This is a genomic window from Phocaeicola coprophilus DSM 18228 = JCM 13818, assembly GCF_000157915.1.
Taxonomy (GTDB): Bacteria; Bacteroidota; Bacteroidia; order Bacteroidales; family Bacteroidaceae; genus Phocaeicola; species Phocaeicola coprophilus.
The window spans coordinates 83,208-108,289 of sequence record NZ_EQ973651.1 but is presented as its reverse complement, the minus strand read 5'-3'; the positions used below and the strand labels follow the sequence as shown (position 1 = coordinate 108,289).

At 46.8% G+C, this 25,082-nt stretch carries 29 protein-coding genes and 1 pseudogene; 26 read left to right on the top strand and 4 right to left on the bottom strand.

Annotated elements, in window-relative coordinates; translation table 11 throughout:
• The first annotated feature begins 20 nt into the window (after positions 1-20).
• From BACCOPRO_RS16385 to BACCOPRO_RS16260, 26 genes are all read left to right on the top strand, one after another.
• On the top strand, positions 21-419 hold the full coding sequence (locus BACCOPRO_RS16385) for a helix-turn-helix domain-containing protein (protein ID WP_004322056.1): 399 nt from the start codon (positions 21-23) through the stop codon (positions 417-419).
• Positions 397-1,503 (top strand): AAA family ATPase, encoded by a 1,107-nt coding sequence (locus BACCOPRO_RS16380; protein ID WP_004310190.1) that lies wholly within the window; start codon positions 397-399, stop codon positions 1,501-1,503. Before BACCOPRO_RS16385 ends, BACCOPRO_RS16380 begins: the two co-directional genes overlap by 23 nt.
• Before the next feature lie 106 nt (positions 1,504-1,609).
• On the top strand, positions 1,610-2,497 hold the full coding sequence (locus BACCOPRO_RS16375; protein ID WP_007901068.1) for a DUF8464 domain-containing protein: 888 nt from the start codon (positions 1,610-1,612) through the stop codon (positions 2,495-2,497).
• A gap of 234 nt (positions 2,498-2,731) precedes the next feature.
• On the top strand, positions 2,732-3,184 hold the full coding sequence (locus BACCOPRO_RS16370) for a hypothetical protein (protein ID WP_008640351.1): 453 nt from the start codon (positions 2,732-2,734) through the stop codon (positions 3,182-3,184).
• A 1-nt stretch (position 3,185) separates the two neighbouring features.
• Positions 3,186-3,509 carry a DUF4134 domain-containing protein gene (locus BACCOPRO_RS16365; RefSeq protein ID WP_004310187.1) on the top strand — a complete coding sequence of 108 codons (324 nt, stop codon included), beginning with the start codon at positions 3,186-3,188 and terminating at the stop codon, positions 3,507-3,509.
• Positions 3,510-3,569: 60 nt separating this feature from the next.
• A complete protein-coding gene (locus tag BACCOPRO_RS16360; protein WP_004322059.1) occupies positions 3,570-3,947 on the top strand; it encodes a DUF4134 domain-containing protein in 378 nt (125 codons plus the stop codon).
• Between the two features lie 11 nt (positions 3,948-3,958).
• Positions 3,959-4,252 (top strand): hypothetical protein, encoded by a 294-nt coding sequence (locus BACCOPRO_RS16355; protein WP_004310185.1) that lies wholly within the window; start codon positions 3,959-3,961, stop codon positions 4,250-4,252.
• A gap of 110 nt (positions 4,253-4,362) precedes the next feature.
• Positions 4,363-7,074, top strand: a complete 2,712-nt coding sequence (locus BACCOPRO_RS16350; RefSeq protein WP_004322061.1) for a TraG/VirB4 family ATPase — start codon at positions 4,363-4,365, stop codon at positions 7,072-7,074.
• Positions 7,074-7,712: a hypothetical protein gene (locus BACCOPRO_RS16345; RefSeq protein ID WP_004322062.1), complete on the top strand. Its 639-nt coding sequence runs from the start codon at positions 7,074-7,076 to the stop codon at positions 7,710-7,712. Before BACCOPRO_RS16350 ends, BACCOPRO_RS16345 begins: the two co-directional genes overlap by 1 nt.
• A 4-nt stretch (positions 7,713-7,716) precedes the next feature.
• Positions 7,717-10,248, top strand: coding sequence for a hypothetical protein (locus tag BACCOPRO_RS16340; RefSeq protein WP_008145354.1), 2,532 nt, complete (start codon positions 7,717-7,719; stop codon positions 10,246-10,248).
• Positions 10,245-10,970 (top strand): hypothetical protein, encoded by a 726-nt coding sequence (locus BACCOPRO_RS16335; protein ID WP_004322064.1) that lies wholly within the window; start codon positions 10,245-10,247, stop codon positions 10,968-10,970. Before BACCOPRO_RS16340 ends, BACCOPRO_RS16335 begins: the two co-directional genes overlap by 4 nt.
• 204 nt (positions 10,971-11,174) lie before the next feature.
• The gene (locus BACCOPRO_RS16330; protein ID WP_004310179.1) at positions 11,175-11,945 is read left to right on the top strand and encodes a DNA-methyltransferase; all 771 of its coding nucleotides are present in this window, start codon (positions 11,175-11,177) and stop codon (positions 11,943-11,945) included.
• A gap of 68 nt (positions 11,946-12,013) precedes the next feature.
• A complete protein-coding gene (locus BACCOPRO_RS16325) occupies positions 12,014-12,784 on the top strand; it encodes a DUF5045 domain-containing protein (protein WP_008145351.1) in 771 nt (256 codons plus the stop codon).
• Positions 12,785-12,798: 14 nt separating this feature from the next.
• Entirely contained in the window at positions 12,799-13,932 is a 1,134-nt protein-coding gene (locus tag BACCOPRO_RS16320) for a hypothetical protein (protein WP_004310177.1), read from the top strand.
• Positions 13,933-13,961: 29 nt separating this feature from the next.
• Positions 13,962-14,351, top strand: coding sequence for a hypothetical protein (locus BACCOPRO_RS16315; RefSeq protein ID WP_004310176.1), 390 nt, complete (start codon positions 13,962-13,964; stop codon positions 14,349-14,351).
• A gap of 6 nt (positions 14,352-14,357) precedes the next feature.
• Positions 14,358-14,972 (top strand): conjugative transposon protein TraK, encoded by a 615-nt coding sequence (traK, locus tag BACCOPRO_RS16310; protein ID WP_004310175.1) that lies wholly within the window; start codon positions 14,358-14,360, stop codon positions 14,970-14,972.
• Positions 14,973-14,984: 12 nt separating this feature from the next.
• The gene (locus BACCOPRO_RS16305; protein ID WP_004310174.1) at positions 14,985-15,356 is read left to right on the top strand and encodes a hypothetical protein; all 372 of its coding nucleotides are present in this window, start codon (positions 14,985-14,987) and stop codon (positions 15,354-15,356) included.
• Between the two features lie 14 nt (positions 15,357-15,370).
• Positions 15,371-15,853 carry a DNA N-6-adenine-methyltransferase gene (locus tag BACCOPRO_RS16300; protein WP_004310173.1) on the top strand — a complete coding sequence of 161 codons (483 nt, stop codon included), beginning with the start codon at positions 15,371-15,373 and terminating at the stop codon, positions 15,851-15,853.
• Between the two features lie 10 nt (positions 15,854-15,863).
• Positions 15,864-17,009 (top strand): conjugative transposon protein TraM, encoded by a 1,146-nt coding sequence (gene traM, locus BACCOPRO_RS16295; protein ID WP_004310172.1) that lies wholly within the window; start codon positions 15,864-15,866, stop codon positions 17,007-17,009.
• A 12-nt stretch (positions 17,010-17,021) separates the two neighbouring features.
• Positions 17,022-17,357, top strand: a complete 336-nt coding sequence (locus BACCOPRO_RS16290; RefSeq protein WP_004322067.1) for a hypothetical protein — start codon at positions 17,022-17,024, stop codon at positions 17,355-17,357.
• A 49-nt stretch (positions 17,358-17,406) separates the two neighbouring features.
• Complete coding sequence (locus tag BACCOPRO_RS16285) at positions 17,407-18,006, top strand: hypothetical protein (protein WP_007218153.1); 600 nt, start codon at positions 17,407-17,409, stop codon at positions 18,004-18,006.
• Between the two features lie 12 nt (positions 18,007-18,018).
• Positions 18,019-18,864, top strand: a complete 846-nt coding sequence (gene traN / locus BACCOPRO_RS16280; protein ID WP_007218152.1) for a conjugative transposon protein TraN — start codon at positions 18,019-18,021, stop codon at positions 18,862-18,864.
• On the top strand, positions 18,861-19,373 hold the full coding sequence (locus BACCOPRO_RS16275) for a hypothetical protein (protein WP_004310169.1): 513 nt from the start codon (positions 18,861-18,863) through the stop codon (positions 19,371-19,373). The genes traN and BACCOPRO_RS16275 overlap by 4 nt, the downstream gene beginning before the upstream one ends.
• Before the next feature lie 21 nt (positions 19,374-19,394).
• Positions 19,395-20,051 (top strand): Lcl C-terminal domain-containing protein, encoded by a 657-nt coding sequence (locus BACCOPRO_RS16270; RefSeq protein ID WP_004310168.1) that lies wholly within the window; start codon positions 19,395-19,397, stop codon positions 20,049-20,051.
• A 13-nt stretch (positions 20,052-20,064) separates the two neighbouring features.
• On the top strand, positions 20,065-20,802 hold the full coding sequence (locus BACCOPRO_RS16265; RefSeq protein WP_004310167.1) for a DNA-directed RNA polymerase subunit alpha C-terminal domain-containing protein: 738 nt from the start codon (positions 20,065-20,067) through the stop codon (positions 20,800-20,802).
• Positions 20,803-20,805: 3 nt separating this feature from the next.
• The gene (locus BACCOPRO_RS16260; protein WP_004310166.1) at positions 20,806-22,992 is read left to right on the top strand and encodes a type IV secretory system conjugative DNA transfer family protein; all 2,187 of its coding nucleotides are present in this window, start codon (positions 20,806-20,808) and stop codon (positions 22,990-22,992) included.
• Positions 22,993-23,109: 117 nt separating this feature from the next.
• Here BACCOPRO_RS16260 and BACCOPRO_RS16255 read toward each other — a convergent pair whose 3' ends face one another.
• From BACCOPRO_RS16255 to BACCOPRO_RS16235, 4 genes and pseudogenes are all read right to left on the bottom strand, one after another.
• Positions 23,110-23,466 carry a hypothetical protein gene (locus BACCOPRO_RS16255; RefSeq protein WP_004310165.1) on the bottom strand — a complete coding sequence of 119 codons (357 nt, stop codon included), beginning with the start codon at positions 23,464-23,466 and terminating at the stop codon, positions 23,110-23,112.
• 33 nt (positions 23,467-23,499) lie between these two features.
• Positions 23,500-23,772 carry a hypothetical protein gene (locus BACCOPRO_RS18130; RefSeq protein ID WP_004310164.1) on the bottom strand — a complete coding sequence of 91 codons (273 nt, stop codon included), beginning with the start codon at positions 23,770-23,772 and terminating at the stop codon, positions 23,500-23,502.
• Between the two features lie 7 nt (positions 23,773-23,779).
• Positions 23,780-24,055, bottom strand: a complete 276-nt coding sequence (locus BACCOPRO_RS16245) for a hypothetical protein (protein WP_004322070.1) — start codon at positions 24,053-24,055, stop codon at positions 23,780-23,782.
• Between the two features lie 508 nt (positions 24,056-24,563).
• Positions 24,564-25,082, bottom strand: a pseudogene (locus tag BACCOPRO_RS16235) (ParB/RepB/Spo0J family partition protein); the annotation flags it as partial.

The window sequence follows — 25,082 nt, the reverse complement described above, 5'->3', positions numbered from 1 at the left end:
AAATTTATAATAACTCATTTATGCAAAATAATAGATTGACATTCATGGAACGGCTGAGTGAACGGCTTACAAGCGTCGAAGCCATCCTAAAGAAATTAGATCCGATAGAAAGTCTGTTGGAACGCATCGCATTGCTGGAAAAAAATATATATACCACCAAACAGGTGTTTACCTTCCAAGAGGCTTGTATGTATATCGGAATATCCGAGAGTATGCTGTACAAGCTAACATCAGGCAAGGAGATTCCGCACTACAAGCCACGTGGCAAAATGATATATTTCGCCAAAGAAGATCTGGACGAATGGCTTTTGCAGAATTATGAACCAACCGTAGATGAAGCAGCACGTATGGCAAACGAGGCCGCTGCCACACAACCTTTCTTTAATCAAAGACGCCATGGAAAACGAAAGAAGAACTGAATATAATGTGGATATGAGGCCGGAGGAGGATTTCTTATCGGATATCCTCTCCGCCTCGCAGATTCGGGCGACGGATACCTATGAAACGCCGCCACAGATTATCTGGATAGACAACTCGACCATTGCTACGCTCGGCAACTTCAGCGCATCAACCGGCAAGGCGAAATCAAAAAAAACATTTAACGTTTCGGCCATTGTCGCTGCATCGCTGGCAGGGAAACAAGTGCTGAACTACCGGGCGCACCTCCCGGAAGGTAAACGCAAGATTCTGTACGTGGACACGGAGCAGAGCCGCTTCCATTGTCACAATGTACTGGAACGCATCTTGCGGCTTGCCGGACTGCCCACTACAACCGACAGTGAAAACCTCGACTTTATTTGCTTGCGCGAATACTCTCCGGCAATACGCATTGGGGTCATCGACTACGCCTTACGTCAAAGAAAAGGATACGGACTTGTTATCATCGACGGTATCCGTGACCTGATGCTTGACATAAACAGTACCGGTGAGTCCGTGGAAGTCATTAACAAGATGATGGAATGGTCATCAAAGTATGACCTGCATATCCACTGTGTGCTACATTTGAATAAAGGAGATAACAATGTGCGCGGGCATATCGGTACGGAAATGAGCAACAAGGCGGAGACTGTACTGGTCATCAGCAAAAACAACGATTGTCCCAACGTCAGCGAAGTTCATGCGTTACACATCCGTGAGAAAGAGTTTAAACCTTTTGCTTTCACTGTCAATGAGGGCGGGCTCCCGGTTCTCGCAGAAGGGCATTTGTTTGAGAATGCCCCACATCAGAAACCGAAACAGCGGACGGGTTTTATGGAACTAAGCATCGAACAGCACCGTGAAGCCCTTTCCGCTGCATTTGGAGACAAACCCATCCGTGGGTTTGAAAATATGCTGCAAGCCATGATGACTGCTTACGAGGCAATCGGGTTTAAGCGTGGGAGAAACGTAATGGTCAAACTGCTGCAATATCTGACTGACACCTTAAAACTGGTTATCAAACGAGATAAACTTTTTTATTATGACATGACACAGGCAGAAACCATGCTTTTCGATGAAGAATGAGAGCGGGCGCGGGCCTATATAATTCAGTTTAATTTAGTATTTATATATATAGGGGCGCAAACTAAACTAAACCGCTTTTGTACAAACAAGTGAAAAGAAATTTAATATGACCATAGACGAAGCAAAACGAGTGCGTATCGTGGACTTTTTGGCCCAGCTCGGCCACCGTGCGCAGTATATGAAATCAGAGCAATATTGGTATCTTTCGCCTCTCAGGAAAGAGGTGACGCCATCGTTCAAAGTCAATGACCGGCTGAATGAATGGTATGATTTTGGCGAGGCTACCGGAGGCGACCTTGTGGAACTGGGTAAGTACCTTTGCGGAACTAAAAGTGTGAGTGAAGCATTAGCATACATCAAACGGTATGTCAATGGTGTGTCGCTGCCGAGAACCCGGGCGTTGCCCGCAACCTCTCGACCAGTGGAAGCCGACATGAAGAATTTGATTATCGTGCCGCTGCGACACCACGCACTGCTCTCATATCTCCATTCACGTATGATTGATTCGGATATCGGACGAATGTTCTGCAAGGAAGTCCATTACGAACTGCGCCAGAGACGTTACTTTGCACTGGCCTTTGGCAATATATCCGGTGGATACGAGGTACGAAACCCTTATTACAAAGGATGTATCAAGAACAAGGACATTTCCTTGATACCCCAATCGCGTGGTGAGGCACAGAGCCGTGTCTGCCTATTTGAAGGATTCATGGACTTTCTGTCCTATCTAACCCTAAAACAGACGGACGATAGTGCCATTTGCATTAATGCCCCCTGTGACTACCTTGTTATGAACTCGGTCAGTAATCTGAAAAGGACATTGACGTATTTGCAAAAATACACGTATATTCACTGTTACCTTGACAATGACCTTGCCGGACAAAAGACAGTGGAAACCATAGCCGGGATGTATGGCAGATGCGTCTATAACGAATCAAACTGTTATGCCGGTTACAAAGACCTGAACGACTACTTACGTGGGAAGAAACAATGAACAACCCGCTCCCTAAGCCCTCCTTCATCACGGAGGGCTTTTTTTATATCCCGACTTTTCCTGTTTTCTTATCCAAAATCATATTTGAATATGATTTTGAAATATGATTTTTGGATTTTGAAAAAATATTATATTGAAACGATACGTTTTATAATCAATAATTTTATCTTTCAAATTATCCATTCTTATTTTGCACACACAACCAAATATAAAAATCATATTATACAAAAATATATGAAATCATATTTTATTTTCACCATTGTCCTGACGGTTGCCTATCTCGTCTATTATGCAGTTATCATCGTGCAGGACCTTTATGGAAAAAAAGGAAATGGCAAGCCGGAAGAAGAGGTATTTGACCTCGGTGCGCCAGAAGATGAACAGAGTGTGTACGTGACGGAGAGCGATACGGGATTCAATGTGGGTAATGAGAAATATGAAACAGATGTTGCCCCTACCGCTTCGCCTGCACCACAGGAGACGGAAACCGCAGACAATAATGGCGAGATAGCCGTGGCGGAGAAGCTAAAACGCCTGAAAGCCCAAGCGGAGGAACAGATGGAAGAAACCGAGACCTACCTGTCGGACGCATACACGGCAGACGAACTATACAAAGCAATGCTTGCCAAAGGAAAGACGGGCAACCGTCCGAAACTGGTATGGAAACCTCTCAAAGACCGATTGTAAAATGTCGAAAGCAAAAAAAATATTATGTGCACTGTGCTTTGTCCCTTATGCGGCATTCGCCAAAAGTGGCAGCGTAAACTACAGTTGGGGTGCAGACGCACTGGCAACGATGCACGACTTCGTGGTGACGATGATGCTGTACGTGCTGTACATCTGCTACGCTGTCGCCTCGGTTTTCGTAGTCGTTGCCGCGCTCCAGATCTATATCAAAATGAACACAGGCGAGGACGGCGTGGTGAAGTCTATCGTATCACTTGTCGGTGCGTGCCTCTTCATCATTGGAGCTTCAATCGTGTTCCCTGCTTTCTTCGGCTACCGCATATAGGTGGCTGATAGAAGTGTAAAATAAATTCAAAAACAAGAGTACCACAAAAATGTAATAAATATGTTTCAGAAATTTAAAAGAATGTGCCGAAAGGCAAAGAAAACTATCATGCAAGTTTCCACCAAAGTAAGAATGTTAATCATTGCCCTGTTGGGAGGCATACCTGCTATGGCTCAAAGTACGGCAGGCGATTACTCGGCCGGTACGACAGCTCTATCAACCGTAGCGGAGGAAATTGTGAAATACGTTCCTGTCATGGTCAAACTCTGCTATGCCATTGCTGGTGTCGTGGCCATCATCGGAGCCATTTCGGTGTATATCGCCATGAACAACGAGGAACAGGATGTCAAGAAGAAGATTATGATGGTAGTTGGGGCGTGCCTTTTCTTGATTGCGGCAGCCCAAGCATTACCTCTGTTCTTCGGAATTAACGCATAAACAGTCAAGAAATGATTAATGACGGACGTTATCCGGATTATCCGCTGTTCAAGGGGTTACAACGGCCTTTGGAGCTGATGGGATTACAAGGCCGCTACATCTATTGGGCGGCAGGCGTGGCTGGTGGAGCCATTGTGGGCTTTATCGCCGCCTACTGTCTTATGGGCTTTGTGGCCGGACTGGTCGTATTGGCAACTGTCTTATCTGCGGGAATCGTGCTTATCATCCTCAAACAGCGAAAAGGGCTGCACAGCAAAAATGTAAAACGTGGAGTGTATGTGTATGCCTATTCGCACAAAGTATGACTATAAGAAAAACCATCACGGCAATGTGTGTGGCTGATTGATTGTTGAACGCGGGCGGGTCCGCCTCCAGCCGAGGCAGACCTGCCCCTATTTAATGAACGAATATCGGAATGACCCTATATATCATTTTATTTTTCATCGCCCTATGTACGGGTATGGCCTTGTCAGTCTATACGTTCGGTACGGGCGGCAAGCGCAAGCACATCTTTCAGAATATCTATTTCTCTGTGGAAGATACAGATGGTGTGGGTGTGCTGTACACCAAGACGGGTGAATATTCCGCCGTCTTGAAAATCGAAAATCCAGTACAGAAGTATTCGGCAGACATTGACAGCTATTACGATTTCACGCATCTATTCTCTGCCCTTGCGCAAACACTGGGCGAAGGATATGCCTTACACAAACAGGACATCTTCGTGAGAAAACAGTTCGCGAACGAGCCGGAGCATAATCAAGAATTTCTTTCGGCATCGTACTTCCGTTATTTTAATGGGCGTCCGTACACGGACAGCCTTTGCTATCTGACTATCACACAGGAAGCCAAGAAGAGCCGTCTTTTCTCTTACGATAGCAAGAAATGGCGCGATTTCCTCGTGAAGATTTATAAGGTTCGAGACCTACTACGCGACAGCGGTGTACAAGTGAAATTCCTGAACAAAGCCGAGGCAAGCGAATATGTGGACCGTTACTTTGCGATGAACTTCAAAGACCGTACGGTCTCGATGACGAATGTCAAGGCTGACGACGAAACGGTATCTATGGGTGATAAACGCTGTAAGGTGTACAGCCTCGTGGACGTGGACTGCGCCGCACTCCCCTCGCTGATACGTCCCTATACCAATATCGAGGTGAATAATACCGAGATGCCAGTGGATCTTGTCTCGGTGGTGGATAATATTCCGAACGCAGAAACGGTGGTGTACAACCAAATTATTTTCCTGCCCAGTCAGAAGCGTGAACTGGCATTACTCGACAAAAAGAAGAACCGGCACGCAAGCATCCCCAATCCGAGTAACCAAATGGCCGTAGAGGACATCAAGCAGGTACAGGACGTAATAGCCCGTGAAAGCAAACTGCTCGTGTACACGCACTTCAACATGGTGGTGGGCGTGCCTGCCGACACCGACCTTCAAAAATGCACGAATCACTTGGAAAACGCTTTTGGGCGCATGGGCATACATATCAGTAAGCGTGCATACAACCAACTGGAACTGTTCGTCAGTTCATTTCCGGGCAACTGTTACAGCCTGAACGAGGAATATGACCGTTTTCTGACCCTCTCCGACGCTGCGGTATGCCTGATGTACAAGGAACGGGTGCAGCATAGTGAGGAAACGCCGATAAAAATTTATTATACTGACCGTCAAGGTGTTCCGGTAGCTATCGACATCACGGGAAAAGAGGGAAAGAACAAGCTGACCGACAACTCGAATTTTTTCTGCCTGGGGCCTTCGGGCAGCGGAAAGAGTTTCCACATGAACTCCGTCGTGCGCCAGTTGCATGAACAGGGGACGGACGTGGTAATGGTCGATACGGGTAACTCATACGAGGGGCTATGCGAGTATTTCGGCGGCAAGTATATCAGCTATACCGAGGAACGGCCCATCACGATGAATCCGTTCCGCATCAATCGGGAAGAGATGAACGTAGAAAAAACGGGATTCTTGAAAAACCTCGTCTTGCTTATCTGGAAAGGTACGCAGGGAACGGTCACAAAGACGGAAGACCGTCTGATAGAGCACGTCATCACGGAATATTACGACGCCTACTTCAATGGTTTCGAGGGCTTCACACCCCAACAGCGTGAGGACTTGCGTAAGAGCCTCGTTATTGATGACCGCAACAGCAGTGAGAAGCGGCACGAAAGCGAACGGGAACGCGCGGTCCGCATCGAGGGTATCATTGACGAGATAGAGGGCCGACGCAAGGAACTGAAAGTGGAGGAACTGTCATTCAACTCTTTCTATGAATATTCCGTGCAGCGCATCCCGGATATCTGTGAGGAGAACCGTATCACGGGCATCGACCTCTCGACATACCGCTATATGATGAAGGACTTCTATTTGGGCGGCAACCACGAAAAAACGCTGAACGAGAACATGGACAGCTCGCTGTTCGACGAGACGTTCGTGGTCTTCGAAATCGACAGCATAAAAGATGACCCGCTGCTTTTTCCTTTGGTCACGCTGATTATCATGGATGTTTTCTTGCAAAAAATGCGCATCAAGAAGAACCGCAAAGTCCTTGTCATCGAGGAAGCATGGAAAGCCATCGCCAGCCCGCTGATGGCGGAGTACATTAAATTTATGTACAAAACAGCGCGTAAATTCTGGGCCAGTGTGGGCGTGGTGACACAGGAAATACAAGACATCATCGGCAGCGAAATCGTGAAAGAGGCCATCATCAATAACTCGGATGTGGTGATGCTGCTTGACCAGAGCAAATTCAAGGAACGTTTCGACACCATCAAGACGATTCTTGGCCTAACGGACGTGGACTGTAAGAAAATTTTCACCATTAACCGCCTTGAAAACAAGGAAGGACGCAGCTTCTTCCGCGAGGTGTTTATCCGTCGGGGCACGACCAGCGGTGTTTATGGCGTGGAAGAACCACGCGAGTGCTACATGACTTACACGACCGAACGAGCGGAGAAAGAGGCTCTGAAGCTTTACAAGCGCGAGTTACAATGCAGCCACCAAGAGGCTATCGAGGCATATTGCCGCGACTGGAATACCAGCGGTATCGGCAAGGCATTGCCGTTTGCGCAGAAAGTTAATGAAGCGGGATGTGTACTGAACTTAACCACTAAAATAACATCATAATGAAAACGAAAAGGATTTTAATCACCCTGTCACTGGGCTACGGGATAAATATGATGGGGTTTGAAAGCAGCTTGACGCGCGAACAAATCTCTGTCAGCAATCCGGAACTCACTGTTTTGTCCCTCCGGGAGTTTTGTATGCTGTCCAAGGAGAACCTGCTCCGCATGGATGACATGACACCGGACAAAGTAGCCGCCATCGAACGGTTGTTGGCAGAGTATTCCCTTCGGTTGGGTATGTCCGATGTAGAACTGGAAGCGTATTTGAACCGGTATTATGAAGAAAACCCCAAAGAAAAGGAGTTTTACGATATGTGCGACAGGCTATGTAACAGCAAACCTGTCTTCGATGAAAACAGGTTTCGAGAAGAACTATTCAGGGAACTGAACAGTAGTCCGATGAGTGAAAAAAGACTAAGTGACTTGGGATGGCTACGTTATCAGACCGTGCGCGAAACTTATCTAAACCAGCCTTTCTTTTTGAGATGGTTCGGCTCCCAAGAAGCCCGGATCAAAAGGGCCATCAAGGATACTACCATCATACATGATATGTTCTGCCGACTTGTCACGGAGAATTGTATCGAATCTGAACGGTGGTATTTCAATCACAAGGAACCGGAATACATAAAAGAGGTCTGAAACGATGAAACGGCTGTTTATCTTTTGGGTTATCCTATTGCCTGCCCTGACACAGCACGTTCACGCACAATATTACAGCGTGAACTATGACGCTCGTACCGTGGCGGCCATGGCCGCAGCATTCGGCACGGAGGCAGTAGCCGAAAGCTACTACCGCGAGCAGGTGGATGATATTCTGAAACACTATACGGCGGCAGAAGTGGCGGCAGCAGGGATATTTTCTTCCAAATTTTTGGAACACAAGGCTCTGTCCGACCTTGGCATCTGGTGCAGCAGCACGGAAAATTACTACTATCGTCGAATTTACCACATGGTGGCAGAAAAAATCATGCCGAAAATATGGGTGGTGGCGAAGCTGATGCTGCGCTCACCACAAACAGCAATCCACTGGGGCAGCTACCTGATGAAGGTGTGCGACGATACGAAGAGCCTGTGTATGCAGTTCGAAAGTGTGGTGACAAACAGCACGCTGTCGTTCTCGGACATCGCTTTTCTGGAAATTGACCGCGACATTGCCACCTTGCTGAACCTCGCAGAACTGGGCGGTACCGATTGGCAACGGATGTTGGACAACTTTACCAAAGTGCCGGGCAATTTCACGATTGAGAACTTAAAGGGCGACATTGACAACCTTTATAACATGGGCGTAGGGCTGGCAACATCAGGTATGGAGAACCTCGGTGACGCTCTACTGCAAAGTAGTGCGTTCCATGACCTGTTGGGTGGCAAAGTCAATGAAATCGGCAACCTGTATGAACACTACGGTACTCTCTTCGAGCAGGCGGAACATGACATCGGCAGTCTGCTAATCGACATGGTGGGCGGTCAGGATAGCGTGGCCGCATTGTTCAATTTCAGCAACTACGACCTCACATCGTGGATGACCGACTATATGGACAATGCTGTCGGGAACTATTACACGCAACGGTGGTATATCGCACGGCGTGATCAAGGAAGCATTTCTCTATGCGACTACTACCCACCGACAGACGACAACAGCATATTGAATGGGGGCGCATGGACACGCTTTAACACGAGTGATCCGGGATTTTATCCGAACGCTTCGCAACGGGAGCAGGCCCTCGCCAATTCAGAACGGTATGCCGGATGGTCAAGAAGCCGAGTGCAACAGCTCAACAATAGCAACGATGGCTACACCTATACTATCAATACCCGACAACAGGCCTATATCATCAGTAAGGGTAACAAACAGACAAAGAAGGCATACGCCTACGAGATACACGTGACACAGAGTTGGAATCGGACGGAGGTGGTCTATGAGGATGTCTTCGACTCCTATTCGATGGATTTGAATACGTTCAAAGCGCAACTCAATGCCCGCCTCTCGGAGTTCAATGACAACGAGGAAGGCTATGTCTATTACATAGCATCCGATGCACGGAACTATTATCAGGCGACGGACGCCGCAAAATTGCAGGGATGCGAAAGCGTGACCATCAGTGTAACCTGTTCAGACGGGGCGACGCTGGGACAAGGCTCGACACAATACAAGTGTCGCAAGTGTGGCGGCTCACTGGACGCCCATTCCAAAGAGTGCGTCATGCAGACCTCGGTAACGGAGAACGAACTGGATCTTTCAGAACTGGACGCACTGATACGGGAAGCGGACAATCAAGTCGCCGTTCTTCAATCTCAGATTAGTGCCTTGGAAAAGGAAAACGCCGACCTTCTGAAAAAAATTGCCGAGGCGAGCGTGGAAGACGCAGCAGCTTATCGGCAACAATATAACTCCAACCGGACACGTATCGAGGAACTGAAAAGCGAACTTGCCGAGTGGCAACAAAAACAGAAGGAGTACGCAGATGCGAAGCAGGAAGCGGAAGCAGAGAACGATGTGCCGACAGATGATTACTACCGCCTACCGGCTATCATGCAGGATTGCAAGACAGCCTATAGCCTCACTTGGCAGGACGGAGGTACATGGAGCGGCTATACGTTCGTCCGTAAGGCGACGATGCCGAACATCAATGGTATCATTACGTTCCGTGCGACTATTTCTATCGCACGGAAGCCGAAATACTTTCTGGGTATCAAGATTCACCGTGCCATTATCCAAATCAGTTGGGAATTGACTTCGGCATACACAGACACGCACGTTGCCGATGTACTGACACTCGATCCGAACCTGCCGAACGAGGAAAAGACTAAAATCGTGAATAATCGCATATCGGAAATCGCACGGGAATATCCCAACTGTAAAATCACTACCGAGTATGCCCGTACAGAACCTATGGAAGAAGTACCGAACAGCGACGTGTACCACCTGCTTTGGTCAAGTGACCGCCTCGAAATCGCACGAGAAGTGGATTCACGTATCACGAAAATATACGCCGACCTCGTATCCTTGGAGAAGATGATGCACTACAAGCGGAACATCATCGACGTACTGAAGGATGTGCTACCGGGACTCGATACGGACGAGGGTCGTAGGCTGACACTCGTGGAAGAGTGCCATGACCGCTGGGTAGAAAACGCACGGACATCCCGAAGTGGCAGAAAGGAGGTACGGCCATGAAACGCACTATACTGATAGCCATTACGTTGCTTGCGCTACTACCCGATGTCGCCAAGGGCCAATGGACATTCGATATCGTGTCGGTGGAAGCGTACATAAATGACCACAAAAAACAACGCAGCCTGTTGCTGGCCCGAAGCACGCTGGAATACAGCAACCAACTGCTGCATGAGTACAGCCGTGAGGAGACGGGCAAATACAAGGAAGTAAATATCGACCTTGACCGCTATACCCGTGCCTTTGATGTCATCGACGTGATGTACCAATCCCTGCGGACGGTGCTGAACGTGAAGGATACCTACAGCTCGGTAAGTGACCGTATCGGTGACTATAAGACCATGCTGGAGGCTTTCCATGAGAAAATCCTGAAACATGGGAACATCGAGCCGTCAGACGCACTGATACTGACTATCAATGAAAAAGCAATACGGGACATCGCCAACGAGGGCGAACACCTCTATAAGTCGGTGAGCGACCTCGTACTGTATGCCACGGGCGCAGCGGCCTGCTCGACCAGCGACCTGCTTATGGTACTGGAGTCCGTGAACAAGTCGCTGGACAGCATTGAGCAACACTTGAACCGGGCATACATCGAGACATGGAGATACATACAGGTACGTATCGGCTACTGGAAATCGAAGATTTACCGGGAACGTACCAAACGGGAAATTATTGACGGTGCTTTCGGACGATGGCGCAATGCGGGGCGACTGGATTATTGACGGTAAAAGAGGAAGGAGGTAAATAATGCCACAAGTTAGATTATGACTTCTATGTACCAAAATTGATAAGGAATATCTTAAAACGCAGGAAAAGCGTTTCGTCCTGAATGTTCGGAGAAGTACAAACAGAGAAAGAAACTTTAAGTACAAACAAGTCTATCTGGCCTATAACCAAGAGGCAAATGGACATTAATAAAAGATGTAATGAAAAAGATCGTTTTTGAAAAAGACATTACGCTATATAAAGCCGATTGCCTTGAAGTAATGCCTCTTCTCCCAGAATCAAGTATTGATTTAGTTCTATGCGACCCACCTTTTGGAATTACAGCCTCGCAATGGGATAAGATAATACCATTCTCGAAAATGTGGGAGGAGATTAGAAGAGTGAGAAAGGATAATGCGCCTACGGCTTTATTTGGCAGCGAACCGTTCAGCAGCCTTTTACGCTGTGGCAATTTAGCCGAATTTAAATATGACTGGGTATGGGAAAAGTCAAAAGCAAGCAATTTCCTTCTTGCTAAAAAGCAACCTCTAAAAGCGCATGAGCTAATCAGTATCTTTTGTAACGGCAGAACTCCTTATTATCCAATCATGGAGGAAGGTGAGCCTTATGAGAATCGTACAAAGAGAGGAAGTAACTGGACAGGAGTAAACAAGGTACCAAATCCTACATTCAGAAATGAAAACAAAGGAACGAGATACCCACGAAGTGTGAAATATTTTAAAACTGCGGAATCAGAGGGCAAAACGATTCATGTTAATCAAAAACCAGTCGCATTGTTGAAATATCTGATAAAAACATACACGAAAGAGGGTGACACAGTCCTTGATTTTGCCTCTGGAAGCATGAGCACTGCAATCGCCTGTATTCATACGAATAGAAAATGTATTTGTATTGAAAAGGATGATATGCACTTCTTGCGGGGAGAGGAAAGGATTAGAAATGAATATAATATAAAAAGAAATGTGGAATAATCCTGGTGATTAACTGATTGAAACACATTGAGTATTAAAAGATTAATAACAAATAACCGAAAGTAAATATGGACAGAATACTCTTACTCGTGACGGTTACAATAATTGCAACCACGGCGGCAAAGGCACAATCCGTGACCTATAACCACGATTCGCCGAAACAAAACCAAGTAACAGTAATGGAAACCGGTACGGGAGCACTCTCGCCCGACCTCTACTATTCCATACTGCACAACAAGTATAAGAAGTCGGCAGCAGTCAAGAACAAACTGTCATTCCGCACACTGGCGGGCGTCAACCTATACAACCAAACGGACGAAGCTGAAGCCATCGACTCGGCATTGGTGAGCCGGGCAAAGATAGAAGCCTTGAACGTGGCTGACCGTCAAGCGGACATCGCATGGGTCGCTGAAGGCGATAAGGTCAACGGACAGATGGTACGGCTCAAACGAAACATAGACCGCATCTTGCCTGTCGGGGGGACACCGGAGGATAAAGACAGATGGACGGAATATTACCATATCTACCAGTGCGCCATTGATGCAACGAAAGATGCCTATATGCCCAACGCACAGCGGAAGAAAGAGTATCTGCGCATCTACGAGGATATAACTCGACAGAACGAAATCCTTGTCGGCTACCTTGCCAAACGGCAGAATACTACGATAACAAGTACGCTACTGAATGCTACCGCTGACCGTACTCTGGATAAGGAGAGTATTGTCCGCGATGCGGTGAACCGATGGTACGAATCGCGCTTTGCCGTGCGCGGCCCGCAATCAGGCAATAACACGGGTGGCAGCGGCGACGGAGATGAAACAGTAAACAAAGGGAACTGAAAAAACAAAAACGTATGGCAGACGGAAATATACTCTCGGATTTCGGTATTAATATCCTTGAAGAAGAAATTGACGATGTGATTTTTCAAACGAACGAGTTCCTGACTGATGCGACTTTTACCGGCTCGCAGGGACCGTTCTGGTGGATACTACAAATGTGCATGGCACTGGCTGCCCTGTTCGCTATTGTGATGGCAGCGGGAATGGCGTACAAGATGATGGTGAAACATGAGCCACTGGATGTGCTGAAGCTGTTCCGTCCTTTGGCTGTTTCAATCATCCTCTGTTGGTGGTATCCGCCAGCAGACACGGGTATGGCTGGCAGTGGGAGCAGTTGGTGTTTCCTTGACTTCCTGTCTTACATCCCGAACTGCATCGGCTCGTACACGCATGACCTGTACGAGGCAGAAGCCACCCAAATAGCGGACAAATTCGAGGAAGTGCAGCAACTTATCCATGTACGTGACACGATGTACCAAAGCTTGCAAGCACAGGCAGATGTCGCTCACACGGGTACCTCCGACCCGAACCTGGTAGAAGCGACCATGGAACAAACCGGAGTGGACGAAGTGACGAAGATGGAGAAAGACGCAGCCGAACTGTGGTTTACCTCACTGACGGCAGGAGTCATCGTAGGTATCGACAAAATCATCATGCTTATCGCTCTGATTGTGTATCGTATCGGATGGTGGGCGACCATCTATTGCCAGCAAATCCTACTGGGCATGTTAACAATATTCGGACCTATACAATGGGCGTTCTCGCTGTTGCCCAAATGGGAAGGTGCATGGGCGAAGTGGCTTATAAGGTATCTGACAGTACATTTCTATGGTGCAATGCTCTACTTCGTCGGCTTCTATGTGCTACTGTTATTCGACATTGTACTGTGCATACAGGTAGAAAACCTGACGGCAATCACAGCAAGCGAACAGACAATGGCGGCCTACTTGCAAAACAGCTTCTTCTCCGCCGGCTACTTGATGGCGGCAAGTATCGTGGCACTGAAATGCCTAAACCTCGTGCCGGACTTGGCAGCATGGATGATACCTGAAGGCGACACGGCCTTCTCTACACGGAACTTTGGAGAAGGTGTGGCGCAGCAGGCCAAAATGACGGCTACGGGCGGTATCGGCTCGATGATGAGATAATGATAAACCTAATATTAAATATCCAAAAGATGAATGTACAACAGAAAATTGAGAAATGGTGCAGGAACGAGCGTTTCGTGCACTATGCAAATGAACGCATAAGCGAAGAACTCGTTTATGCACCTAACCACCGAATTGATCCGGAATATGAAGAACTGGACGAAGCCATTACATGGGACAACCGATATATTGTCCCTATGATGACTTACCTTACCTATCGTCTGCAACTGGTCAAATTGCAGAAAAATGCCAAGAATCGAAACCGCCGTGTCTGGTGGATATTCGTGCATGTAATCATGCGGGAAGATTACACACAGCTTTTTGACGGGAAGTTCGAAAAATTTCTGACGGAGTTGCATGATACAGTCATGACAATGTTACATGACGAATACACACGATTGTCTAACAAGAAAAAATAAAGGTATATGGTCATCAAACATTTGGAGAATAAAATCCGACTGGTGGGCATCATCTGCACTGCTTTTCTTGCAGGGTGTATCATCATCAGCGTATCAAGTATCTGGACTGCCCGGACAATGGTGACGGACGCGCAGAAAAAGGTGTATGTGCTGGACGGAAATGTACCTATACTCGTAACCCGCACGACGATGGACGAAACACTGGACGTGGAGGCCAAGAGCCACGTAGAAATGTTCCACCATTACTTTTTTACTCTCGCACCGGACGACAAATACATCCGCTATACGATGGAAAAAGCGATGTACCTGGTCGATGAGACGGGACTGGCACAGTACAATACCCTCAAGGAAAAGGGATTTTACTCCAATATATTGGGTACGAGCGCGGTGTTCTCGATATTCTGTGACAGTATCTCCTTTGACAAAAAGAATATGGAGTTCACCTACTATGGTCGGCAGCGAATCGAGCGCCGGAGTAATATCCTGATGCGCGAACTGGTTACGGCAGGGCAACTTAAACGTGTGCCGAGAACGGACAATAATCCGCATGGACTGCTCATAGTAAACTGGCGCACATTGCTGAACAAAGATATCGAGCAAAAAACAAAGAGTAACTATTAAATCACCAAAGATATGAATATCAAAGGATTCAAACGGATGTTGTTCGGCGAGAAGATGCCGGACAAAGATGACCCGCAGTACAAGGAACGCTACGAGCGAGAGGTGCAGGCCGGGCATAAATTCGCCAAGGCGACACGCATCGACCAAGCGGCGGCCAAGGTGCAGGGCTTTGCCAACGCACACCGGACGCTGTTTCTGGTCATCGTCTTTACATTCGTCATCGGAGCTTTCGTATGGAACGCCTACCGCTTGGTAACTGTGTACAGACACAGTCCGGTAAGTCGCACGGCGACGGAAAAGCAGGATTCAGTGCTTCGGGAACGGCACAAGCTGTTGCAGGAAGTCGAAATAAGGGAACATAAAAACAGAGGGGACAAACCATAGTAAAAAGAGTACTTATGAATACACGGCTTGAAAAATCAGTCCGTTCGTCAGACGAATGGTACACGCCAAAGGAGATACTGGACGCATTGGGCAAATTCGACCTTGACCCTTGCGCTCCCATCCATCCGTTGTGGCCGACTGCCGAGGTCATGTATGACCAGAACATAGATGGGTTGTCCCAGATATGGGAAGGGCGTGTGTGGCTCAATCCTCCCTATTCGCGTCCTCTTATCGAGCTATTCGTCCGGAAATTGGCAGAACATGGCAACGGCATTGCATTATTATTCAACCGTTGCGATTCCAAAATGTTTCAGGACGTCATCTTTCCAAAAGCGACGGGAATGAAATTCCTACGCCACCGCATCCGATTCTACCGACCAGGCGGAGCACGAGGTGACTCTCCCAGTCGCGGTAGCATCCTATTAGCTTTCGGAGAAGACAACGCAGAGATACTGAGAAATTGTGCCATTGAAGGCAAATATGTACAACTCAATTAAAAGATGTATAATGAAGATATTGGAGAAAATCAATTTTCGCCAGCCGAAATATATGCTTCCCGCCATCCTTTATTTCCCCCTGCTCGGCACGTCTTATTTCATCTTCGACCTGTTTCAGACAGAAACGATAGAAATACAAGACAAGGCGTTGCAGACGACGGAGTTCCTGAACCCCGAATTGCCGGGGGCACAGATCAAGGACGATGGCATAGGCAGCAAATACGAGAATATGGCGAAATCATGGGGTAAGATACAAGACTACTCCGCTGTAGATAACATAGACCGGGAAGAACCCGATAAAAACAAGGAAGAGTATGAATCGAAATACACGCAGGACGACATCGACCTGCTCACGGAAGAACAACAGGAAAAAGCTGCGGCAGCGGAAATTGCCTCTGCCAAGACACGAGAACAGGAAGCACTTGCCGAACTGGAGAAAGCACTCGCAGAGGCGAGACTGAGAGGGCAAAACGCGACTGTACCCCCGGCAGAAACGGACACGGCCAACATTGCTCCACCACAAGGAGCAGCAGCCTCCGGAACCATCAACGAAGAGAGCCGGGCTGTGAAAACGCCATCAGCGGACGAACCGCCCAGCGAGGTGGTACGCAAGGTGAAGACAACCTCGGACTACTTTAACACACTGTCGAAGAATGTCCGTGAACCGAAACTCATCCAAGCCATCATTGACGAGAACATCAAAGCGGTGGACGGCTCGCGCGTGAGGTTGCGCCTGCTTGACGATGTGGAGATCGGCGAGTGTGTGATAGCAAGGGGAACATACCTGTACGCTACGGTAAGCGGATTCTCATCCGGGCGCGTGAAAGGTAATATCAGCAGCATCCTCGTGAATGACGAATTGGTGAAAGTGAGTCTCTCACTCTATGATACAGATGGCATGGAGGGGCTGTATGTGCCCAACAGCCAATTCCGGGAAACGAGCAAGGATGTAGCAAGCGGGGCAATGTCGGGCAATATGAACATGAGTATGGGAAGTACAACAGGAAACAGCCTTGCACAATGGGGGATGCAGGCGGTGAACAATGCCTACCAGAAAACAAGCAATGCCATTAGCAAAGCTATCAAGAAAAACAAAGTCAAGTTGAAATACGGAACTTTCGTGTATTTAGTGAACGGACAGGAAAAAAGGAATTAAAACGATGATGACATGGAAACAGATTTATCAGAATATCACAAAGGTACGGATGGGCTTTATTATGCGGACTATATAGCCCCCAATAAAGCCGAAACATTTATCGGAAAACTTGTGAGTACCGAATGGTGGCATCACAGAGGGCAGTTTGCCCTAATATGCAACTTCCGAACAGAAGACAGACGGAGGATTGCCTTATTCGCTTTTCAAAAACATACCGGTTTTTACGGACCAAGATACGGGAATGTTAATTTCAAAACAGTGGAGAAGGGCACTCTTTGGCAATGTGAAATCCAAATGACCCGGACGGGACGTTGTACTTGGGCGCGTGCCAGGCAGATAAAGAAATGAAGCGAAATAGGGAAAAGAAATCAATATAAATATTTTTAATCATGTGCCTATGAAATCTTCAAACTACTTAAAAAAATTATACGGGAATCCGACAGATGAAAAATATACACCGGGATATGGTGTATTACCCATTATCAAATATATACCCGAAGGCAAGATAGTCTGGTGTCCTTTCGATACGAAGCGCAGTGAGTTTGTGCAGAAATTCAAGGATGCCGGTTTCCATGTCGTGTATTCCCATATCTATAACGGACAGGATTTTTTCAACTATGAACCGTCCCAATGGGATATACTCGTATCCAATCCTCCTTTCAGCCGGAAGGTGGAAGTCTTTGAACGCTGTCTGAAACTCGGAAAACCATTCGCCTTGCTGATGTCCAACTATTGGCTGAACAACGTAGCACCCTGCCGACTTTTCCAGAATACTGATCTGGAATTACTCATGTTCGATAAACGTATTCAGTTCGGAAAAGGGAAAAACGTACCGTTCAACAGCAGCTATTTCTGCCATAAAATACTTCCGAAACAAATCATATTCGAACAGATAGATGTTACGGACAAATCTCCAAGTTGTATGCAGGATGACATCCCAGATAAGGCAAATATCAATTCGCAAGAGAATAAAGCAATCATGAATTTTCAATTATAACTCTGTATTTCAATGAAAAGGAATTTATTTGGCATTATGCTTCTATCAGGTATTTCCATTTTACCGAAAGCTAACGCACAAACTACCTACGAAGAAATGGAACAACTGACGGTGAACGAACAGATAACAACTGTCATCACGGCATCGGAACCGGTGCGTTTCGTGGATATTTCCACTGACAAGGTGGCGGGCGATCAGCCCATTGACAACATCATTCGCCTAAAGCCCAAGGAAAGCGGACACGAGGATGGTGAAATACTCGCCATCGTCACCATTGTGACGGAACGATACCGCACACAATACGCACTGATTTATACCACAAGGATGAAAGAGGCAGTAACAGATAAGGAGATATTGCTACAAGAGCGTAATGCGTACAACAATCCGGCAGTCTCAATGTCCACTGCCGACATGACACATCATGCACGGCGCATCTGGAACTCACCTGCAAAAATCCGCAACGTAGCTACCAAAGCACACCGCATGGTGATGCGTCTGAACAATATCTACTCGGTGGGTGACTACTTCTTCATAGACTTTTCCATCGAGAACAAGACGAACATCCGTTTTGACATTGATGAGATACGGATAAAGCTGACAGACAAGAAACTCGCCAAGGCAACCAACGCACAGACTATCGAACTGACACCTGCCCTGGTTCTGGAATCGGGCAAGACATTCAGACACGGCTATCGGAATGTGATTGTCGTGAAAAAGATGACCTTTCCCAATGACAAGCTACTGACCATCGAAATGACGGAGAAACAGATTAGTGGCCGTAACATCAGTCTGAACATCGACTATGAGGATATACTGGCGGCAGATTCGTTCCATGCAGATTTATTGGAGGAGGAATGACTATGAAAAAGACAATCATCGTGATAATTACCTGCGTGTGTATCGCTGCAAGTGCAAATGCACAACAAGGTAGCGGACGCCTCTCGCTTGGCACAGGGCTACTCTACAAGAACGGCATGGATATAACGCTCGCCTACGAACACGAAATGAACTATCGCCATACGTGGGAGTTCTTCGTCAACGGCTATCTACAATGGGCAGAGTGCGCTTCGTGCGGGCATATCTGCCCGGAATCATTTTGGCGAAACTACCGCAGCTACGGTTTTGGCGTGGCCTACAAGCCGTGCATGACGCGGGGACGCAACCACTATGGCAGTCTGCGTATCGGAGCTTCAGCCGGAAGCGACATGAATAAGTTCCTCGGTGGCCTGCACTTCGGTTACGAACACAACTATGTGCTACGGGCCGGATGGACACTGTATTGGCAAGTGAAAAGCGATGTGATGATAAAAGGTGCGGACGTGCTGCGAGCAGGTGTCGTGCTGGGTGTGAAACTACCTATAAAATAGGGAAACAAAAAAGAAAGCAATATGATACGAAAGATACATTTGGTGGCAGCGGCAACGGCTGCCGTGCTTTGCGCTGCCTGTGACACGCATATAGACGTACCCGATACAGCAGTTCGTCCAGGACATATCCTCTGCGAGGATGGAACAGCCTTGCCTTACGCACAATATGAACAATCGGGGAAAAAAGCGATAGCGGTTGTCTTCGATACCGAAAAACGCGGAGATACGGAGGGGGACGGTTATGCAGTTTACCTGTGGGACATTGCTCCACAGGCATTCGCCGACAGCCTCGGCATCGCACAAGGCACATCGGCTGACATCATGGCTTATGATGGCAATGAGAATACATTCGCACTGTATGATACACAAGAAACCGCTTCGCCAATGGCAGAAGCGGTTTTCGACCTATGGCGGTACGGGCAGAGTGCCTATGTACCGTCCGTGGCAGAGATGCGGCTGCTCTACACCATGCGAAAGATAATCAACCCTGTCATCGAACAATGTGGCGGTGAGCCGTTACCACTGGATGAAAACGACTGTTGGTACTGGACATCCACAGAAGTCGAAAAGCAACAGACAGCCAAGGCATGGCTCTATTCCATGGGGAGCGGCGCAATGCAGGAAACACCTAAAGTACAGGCGCACAAAGTACGCCCTATAATTACCATAAACGAATAAAAGATAGAAAGATATGAAAGATACGGATATATTTTTCAGCATAGCATTGATGATATTGGGAATTGTCCTCATGTATAAGTCCATGAAAGGTAATTCATGCCGACAAATACTGGCAAAACTCGCAGATTCCATAGCATCGGATAAAGAAGATATTAATTTTCAAATTAAAAGGTTCGGCTACCTTTTGGACGAAATGACTGCCGATAATGAAAAAAATTCAATCTTGAAGCGTCATGCCGACAGACTGGAGGAACTTGTCACGCAATTAGACCGCACACGAAACGAGCTTGAAACAAGTAATCTGTCAATGGCGGATATTAACGGAGAGTTGAAAAGAAGTAATGCCGAACTTGTAAAGAGAGCAACCCAATTACGCAATGAGATACAGCAAGACGAGCTTGTCATCCAAAAGATGCAAGAACGCCTTGATTCTCTCAAAAGAATCAAAGTGGGGCTTGAAATAGCCCTGAATAACATTCAGGCAGAAGAAGTACACTATCTCTCGGAACCGGTATTCAGTTTGGGTATTACCCCATCCATCAAAAGCCATCTTGAATCTCATGGAATATTATATATCGGAGACCTGATTCATCTTAACGAGCAATATCTCATGGAAATCTGGGGTATCGGTCCGGTAACACTTGATAAGATAAAAACAAAACTGAACGAGAATGGTGCATGGTTCGGTATGGATGTAATCAGAGTAGGTAATCATTGGTATCGTAGAAAACAAGGACTAATAACAGACTGACTTATGGAAGAAAGTAAGGAATTGCAAGGGTTCTATAAAATATTCCGCACAGTGGTATATGTGTCCGTGCTGCTGGAGTTCTTTGAATATGCCATTGACCCTGCAATGCTTGACCACTGGGGCGGCATACTGACCGACATTCACGGACGCATCAAACAATGGATGATTTACCACGACGGCAATCTTGTGTACAGCAAAATCGCAACGGTACTGCTTATCTGCATCACTTGTGTCGGAACGCGGAACAAGAAGCATCTGGAGTTCAACGCACGCCGGCAGGTGGTGTATCCATTGACGAGTGGGTTATTGCTGCTCGTACTCTCCGTATGGCTGTTCGGCCATACGATGGAAACAAGGCTTTATACCTTACCTCTGAATATCATTCTCTATATGATTGCCTCCATTGCTGGCGTAGTACTGGTACATATCGCATTAGACAACATTTCAAAGTTCATCAAGGAGGGATTGATGAAAGACCGTTTCAACTTCGAGAATGAAAGTTTTGAACAATGTGAAGAAAAAGTCGAGAATGAATACAGCGTAAATATCCCCATGCGATACTACTATAAGGGTAAATTCCGTAAGGGGTGGATTTCTGTAAGCAACTGCTTTCGAGGAACATGGGTAGTTGGAACACCGGGATCGGGTAAGACTTTCAGTATCATAGAGCCGTTTATCCGACAGCATTCGGCCAAAGGTTTCGCCATGGTGGTGTATGACTACAAGTTTCCTACATTGGCGACCAAGCTCTACTACCATTACAAGAAGAACGAGAAACTGGGCAGAGTACCCCAAGGGTGCAAGTTCAACATGATTAATTTTGTGGATGTGGAGTACAGCCGTCGGGTGAATCCAATTCAGGCAAAGTACATCAACAATCTTGCGGCGGCCAGCGAAACGGCGGAAACATTATTGGAAAGCCTACAAAAGGGTAAGAAAGAGGGAGGCGGCGGAAGCGACCAGTTCTTCCAAACCTCGGCGGTAAACTTCCTTGCCGCTTGTATCTACTTCTTCGTGAATTATGAACGTGAACCCTACGATGCCAACGGCAAGCCTCTATATGCGGAAAGACAGCAAGATCCGCAGACCAAATTCTGGAAACCGACAGGTATCGTGCGCGACCGTGAAGGCGGCAATATCGTGGAACCTGCCTACTGGCTGGGAAAGTATTCGGACATGCCACATATTCTGTCATTCTTGAATGAAAGTTATCAGACGATTTTCGAGGTACTGGAAACTGACAATGAGGTTGCTCCGCTGCTTGGTCCATTCCAGACAGCTTTCAAAAATAAGGCAATGGAACAATTGGAGGGTATGATTGGCACGTTACGTGTTTATACCTCGCGTCTGGCAACCAAAGAGAGCTACTGGATATTCCACCGGGATGGCGATGACTTCGACCTGAAGGTGAGTGACCCGAAGAATCCGAGTTACCTGCTGATTGCAAATGACCCGGAAATGGAATCCATCATCGGTGCATTGAACGCTCTTATCCTAAACCGTCTCGTTACCCGTGTGAATACCGGGCAGGGGAAAAATATTCCTGTGAGTATTATAGTGGACGAGTTACCGACACTCTACTTTCACAAAATAGACCGTCTGATAGGTACAGCGCGAAGCAATAAGGTGAGTGTAACGCTCGGCTTTCAGGAACTACCGCAACTGGAAGCCGATTATGGTAAGGTAGGTATGCAAAAGATCATTACGACGGTAGGTAATGTGGTAAGCGGCTCGGCACGTGCCAAAGAAACGCTGGAATGGTTGTCCAATGACATCTTCGGCAAGGTGGTCCAGGTCAAAAAAGGCGTGACTATTGACCGGGACAAAACAAGTATCAATCTCAATGAGAATATGGACAACCTTGTGCCTGCCTCGAAAATCTCGGATATGGCAACCGGATGGATATGCGGTCAGACGGCACGGGACTTTGTGAAGACGAAAACAGGTATGGGCGGTTCAATGAATATTCAAGAATCGGAAGAGTTCAAGACTACAAAGTTCTTCTGCAAAACAGATTTTGATATGGCAGAAATCAAGAAAGAAGAAGCGGCGTATGTGCCGCTGCCGAAGTTCTACACTTTCAAGTCGAGAGAGGAACGGGAGCGCATCCTATATAAAAACTTCGTACAAGTGGGGCAAGATGTGAAAGAGATGATAAAAGACGTTCAAAATAAGCGCAACGCGAAATAAAAATCCGGCTGTCTGACATATAATGTAAATAAAAACAACAAAAACCGTCAGTACAATCGTACTGGCGGTTTACTACTAACTAATCTCTTCTTCTGGTTTATCAGGTGAGCTACCTGCTTAATAATTGGGTGAGTTGCTGATGGCAATTTTTTCGTATTCCTCTTTGTCAGTACCGCATTCAATTGCCCTGTCAATGACATCCCCTAACTCGTTGTAACAAACTTCTTCATTGACACACTCTGCATCTTTGCCTTTCAACAGATATACCTCATAATAGTCCGACCCATTAAGTGCAATAATGACGTATCCGGTGTGTAACAGTCCGTTTACTTTGATACGAAGTGCAGGCAGGTCTTTGAAGATGGTGGCTGCAAACTCTGCGATACCCCATGACATGAGGACGGGCATAGGGGTAAGTCCTATCAACTGCTCTTGAATGGTCTGTGCTATTTGTATTACATACTCTTTTTCCATAACTATGCTATTTTTAAGATGATTATTGTTTTTTTATTCGAACCATTCCGGGTTGTCCTTTTTCAGTTCGGCAACCAATTCTACGTCTGTCAGTCGCAGGTTTGCCATGTCGGTAAAGAAGAAAACCTCGTCATAGATTCTTTCGGCTTCCTTGCTTGCGAAGCCTTCGTTTTCATCGTTGAAACTACCGGGCTGAAGGGCATCAAGCAAGGTAATCGAGCCGATAAGGAGTTCTTCACCCTCGTTGGATTCCACCACACGGCAAGGATAGTTATTGCCGCCAAATTGTACTTCTTGTGTTTTCATACGCTTGTTATTTTAATGGGATATGCTTTCCATTTGTCTTGAGGTATTCCATAAGACACTTTGCTTCTTCATGTGACGCACGATTGCGGTCATCATAGCGACGTGTCTCATCCGCCATCACAATGATGCACTCCTTAAACAATCTATAGAGGCTCTGTTGCAGTGTGGGGTGCATATCAGGTATAGCGGCTGCAAAACGCTTGGGATTGAAACTAAAACTATTCACTGCCATTTCCCATTCTTTGGCAAGTTTGTACTCTTTGCTTTCTTTGATGTTGTCCATTGTCATGAAATTTTAATGATTTATTTTTCTTCCCTCTGTTCGGTTCTATATTCTGTCTGAACCGCTTGGGATTTACAGATGCTTTACAGGACTGACGAACAAGCTACTTCCAACGCTTTTTTTGGAAAATTACTCTTTCACAGAAAGGAAGAATTTTATAAAAATGCACTTCAAAGCGATGGAATCAAGCGCGGCAGTCCACCTTCGCGTCTGGAAAACCAACCGGCGAGGACAGGAAGGAACCGGAGAAGGAATAAGATGGAAAAGATAAAAAGGAGGAAACTGATAGGTATAAATGAAGACGGGTGGCGGCGGGGTATCGGGAGGTAGCTATAAATGGGATAGAAAAGGCATAATCGCGCGGATGGCGGGTTTGCCCGGCAGACGCGCCGCCCGACAACGGTTTGGAGCAGTTGTCCGTGAACATCTTCACCTTAATCTAATTACAAATTAGGAACGAATAGAGGACAGATTACTCCACCCTCTATTCGTTGGTTACTGATTATGGTTAAGCTGCAATATCTTCCTCTTGTGGCTGTTCTTCGGTCTGCATCCCTACTTCGGATTGCTGTTTGTCAGATTGCTCCGCTTCCTGCTTTGCTTGTTCCTGCACCAAAAGAACGGCTTTTTTCTCTTCGATACGTTGGTGACGCTTCTCATACACTTCATTATGTCCGTTCTTGATGTCTGCCAACAGGTCGGGCATATGTTTTTGTGCGAAGTCAAGCAAGAGGGATGCAATGGCATTGTTGCCGTATGCGTTCTTGAAATTAGCAATTAGAAAATCCCTGCGAATAATCGCTTTCTGCTTGCTCGTGAGGTTGGCAATGATGTTTATCTTTTCTTCATCTGTAAGGTAGGAATAAGGCTTTTTTTCCTCGATACCTACCGCTTCGAAATGCTCTTTGCGGAGGGATGATAGCAAGAAGAAATAAATCATCTTGTCCTCGTCTTGCCCAAACTTGCAATCGGACATATCAACCTCCAAAATCTGTTTTTTTGTGTCCTCTACAGTCTTTTCAAGGGC

Bases quoted from the DNA above. Each gene is read 5' to 3' on its own strand.
- BACCOPRO_RS16385 (WP_004322056.1), top strand. From the start codon at position 21: ATGCAAAATAATAGATTGACATTCATGGAACGGCTGAGTGAACGGCTT.
- BACCOPRO_RS16380 (WP_004310190.1), top strand. From the start codon at position 397: ATGGAAAACGAAAGAAGAACTGAATATAATGTGGATATGAGGCCGGAG.
- BACCOPRO_RS16375 (WP_007901068.1), top strand. From the start codon at position 1,610: ATGACCATAGACGAAGCAAAACGAGTGCGTATCGTGGACTTTTTGGCC.
- BACCOPRO_RS16370 (WP_008640351.1), top strand. From the start codon at position 2,732: ATGAAATCATATTTTATTTTCACCATTGTCCTGACGGTTGCCTATCTC.
- BACCOPRO_RS16365 (WP_004310187.1), top strand. From the start codon at position 3,186: ATGTCGAAAGCAAAAAAAATATTATGTGCACTGTGCTTTGTCCCTTAT.
- BACCOPRO_RS16360 (WP_004322059.1), top strand. From the start codon at position 3,570: ATGTTTCAGAAATTTAAAAGAATGTGCCGAAAGGCAAAGAAAACTATC.
- BACCOPRO_RS16355 (WP_004310185.1), top strand. From the start codon at position 3,959: ATGATTAATGACGGACGTTATCCGGATTATCCGCTGTTCAAGGGGTTA.
- BACCOPRO_RS16350 (WP_004322061.1), top strand. From the start codon at position 4,363: ATGACCCTATATATCATTTTATTTTTCATCGCCCTATGTACGGGTATG.
- BACCOPRO_RS16345 (WP_004322062.1), top strand. From the start codon at position 7,074: ATGAAAACGAAAAGGATTTTAATCACCCTGTCACTGGGCTACGGGATA.
- BACCOPRO_RS16340 (WP_008145354.1), top strand. From the start codon at position 7,717: ATGAAACGGCTGTTTATCTTTTGGGTTATCCTATTGCCTGCCCTGACA.
- BACCOPRO_RS16335 (WP_004322064.1), top strand. From the start codon at position 10,245: ATGAAACGCACTATACTGATAGCCATTACGTTGCTTGCGCTACTACCC.
- BACCOPRO_RS16330 (WP_004310179.1), top strand. From the start codon at position 11,175: ATGAAAAAGATCGTTTTTGAAAAAGACATTACGCTATATAAAGCCGAT.
- BACCOPRO_RS16325 (WP_008145351.1), top strand. From the start codon at position 12,014: ATGGACAGAATACTCTTACTCGTGACGGTTACAATAATTGCAACCACG.
- BACCOPRO_RS16320 (WP_004310177.1), top strand. From the start codon at position 12,799: ATGGCAGACGGAAATATACTCTCGGATTTCGGTATTAATATCCTTGAA.
- BACCOPRO_RS16315 (WP_004310176.1), top strand. From the start codon at position 13,962: ATGAATGTACAACAGAAAATTGAGAAATGGTGCAGGAACGAGCGTTTC.
- traK (WP_004310175.1), top strand. From the start codon at position 14,358: ATGGTCATCAAACATTTGGAGAATAAAATCCGACTGGTGGGCATCATC.
- BACCOPRO_RS16305 (WP_004310174.1), top strand. From the start codon at position 14,985: ATGAATATCAAAGGATTCAAACGGATGTTGTTCGGCGAGAAGATGCCG.
- BACCOPRO_RS16300 (WP_004310173.1), top strand. From the start codon at position 15,371: ATGAATACACGGCTTGAAAAATCAGTCCGTTCGTCAGACGAATGGTAC.
- traM (WP_004310172.1), top strand. From the start codon at position 15,864: ATGAAGATATTGGAGAAAATCAATTTTCGCCAGCCGAAATATATGCTT.
- BACCOPRO_RS16290 (WP_004322067.1), top strand. From the start codon at position 17,022: ATGGAAACAGATTTATCAGAATATCACAAAGGTACGGATGGGCTTTAT.
- BACCOPRO_RS16285 (WP_007218153.1), top strand. From the start codon at position 17,407: ATGAAATCTTCAAACTACTTAAAAAAATTATACGGGAATCCGACAGAT.
- traN (WP_007218152.1), top strand. From the start codon at position 18,019: ATGAAAAGGAATTTATTTGGCATTATGCTTCTATCAGGTATTTCCATT.
- BACCOPRO_RS16275 (WP_004310169.1), top strand. From the start codon at position 18,861: ATGACTATGAAAAAGACAATCATCGTGATAATTACCTGCGTGTGTATC.
- BACCOPRO_RS16270 (WP_004310168.1), top strand. From the start codon at position 19,395: ATGATACGAAAGATACATTTGGTGGCAGCGGCAACGGCTGCCGTGCTT.
- BACCOPRO_RS16265 (WP_004310167.1), top strand. From the start codon at position 20,065: ATGAAAGATACGGATATATTTTTCAGCATAGCATTGATGATATTGGGA.
- BACCOPRO_RS16260 (WP_004310166.1), top strand. From the start codon at position 20,806: ATGGAAGAAAGTAAGGAATTGCAAGGGTTCTATAAAATATTCCGCACA.
- BACCOPRO_RS16255 (WP_004310165.1), bottom strand. From the start codon at position 23,466: ATGGAAAAAGAGTATGTAATACAAATAGCACAGACCATTCAAGAGCAG.
- BACCOPRO_RS18130 (WP_004310164.1), bottom strand. From the start codon at position 23,772: ATGAAAACACAAGAAGTACAATTTGGCGGCAATAACTATCCTTGCCGT.
- BACCOPRO_RS16245 (WP_004322070.1), bottom strand. From the start codon at position 24,055: ATGGACAACATCAAAGAAAGCAAAGAGTACAAACTTGCCAAAGAATGG.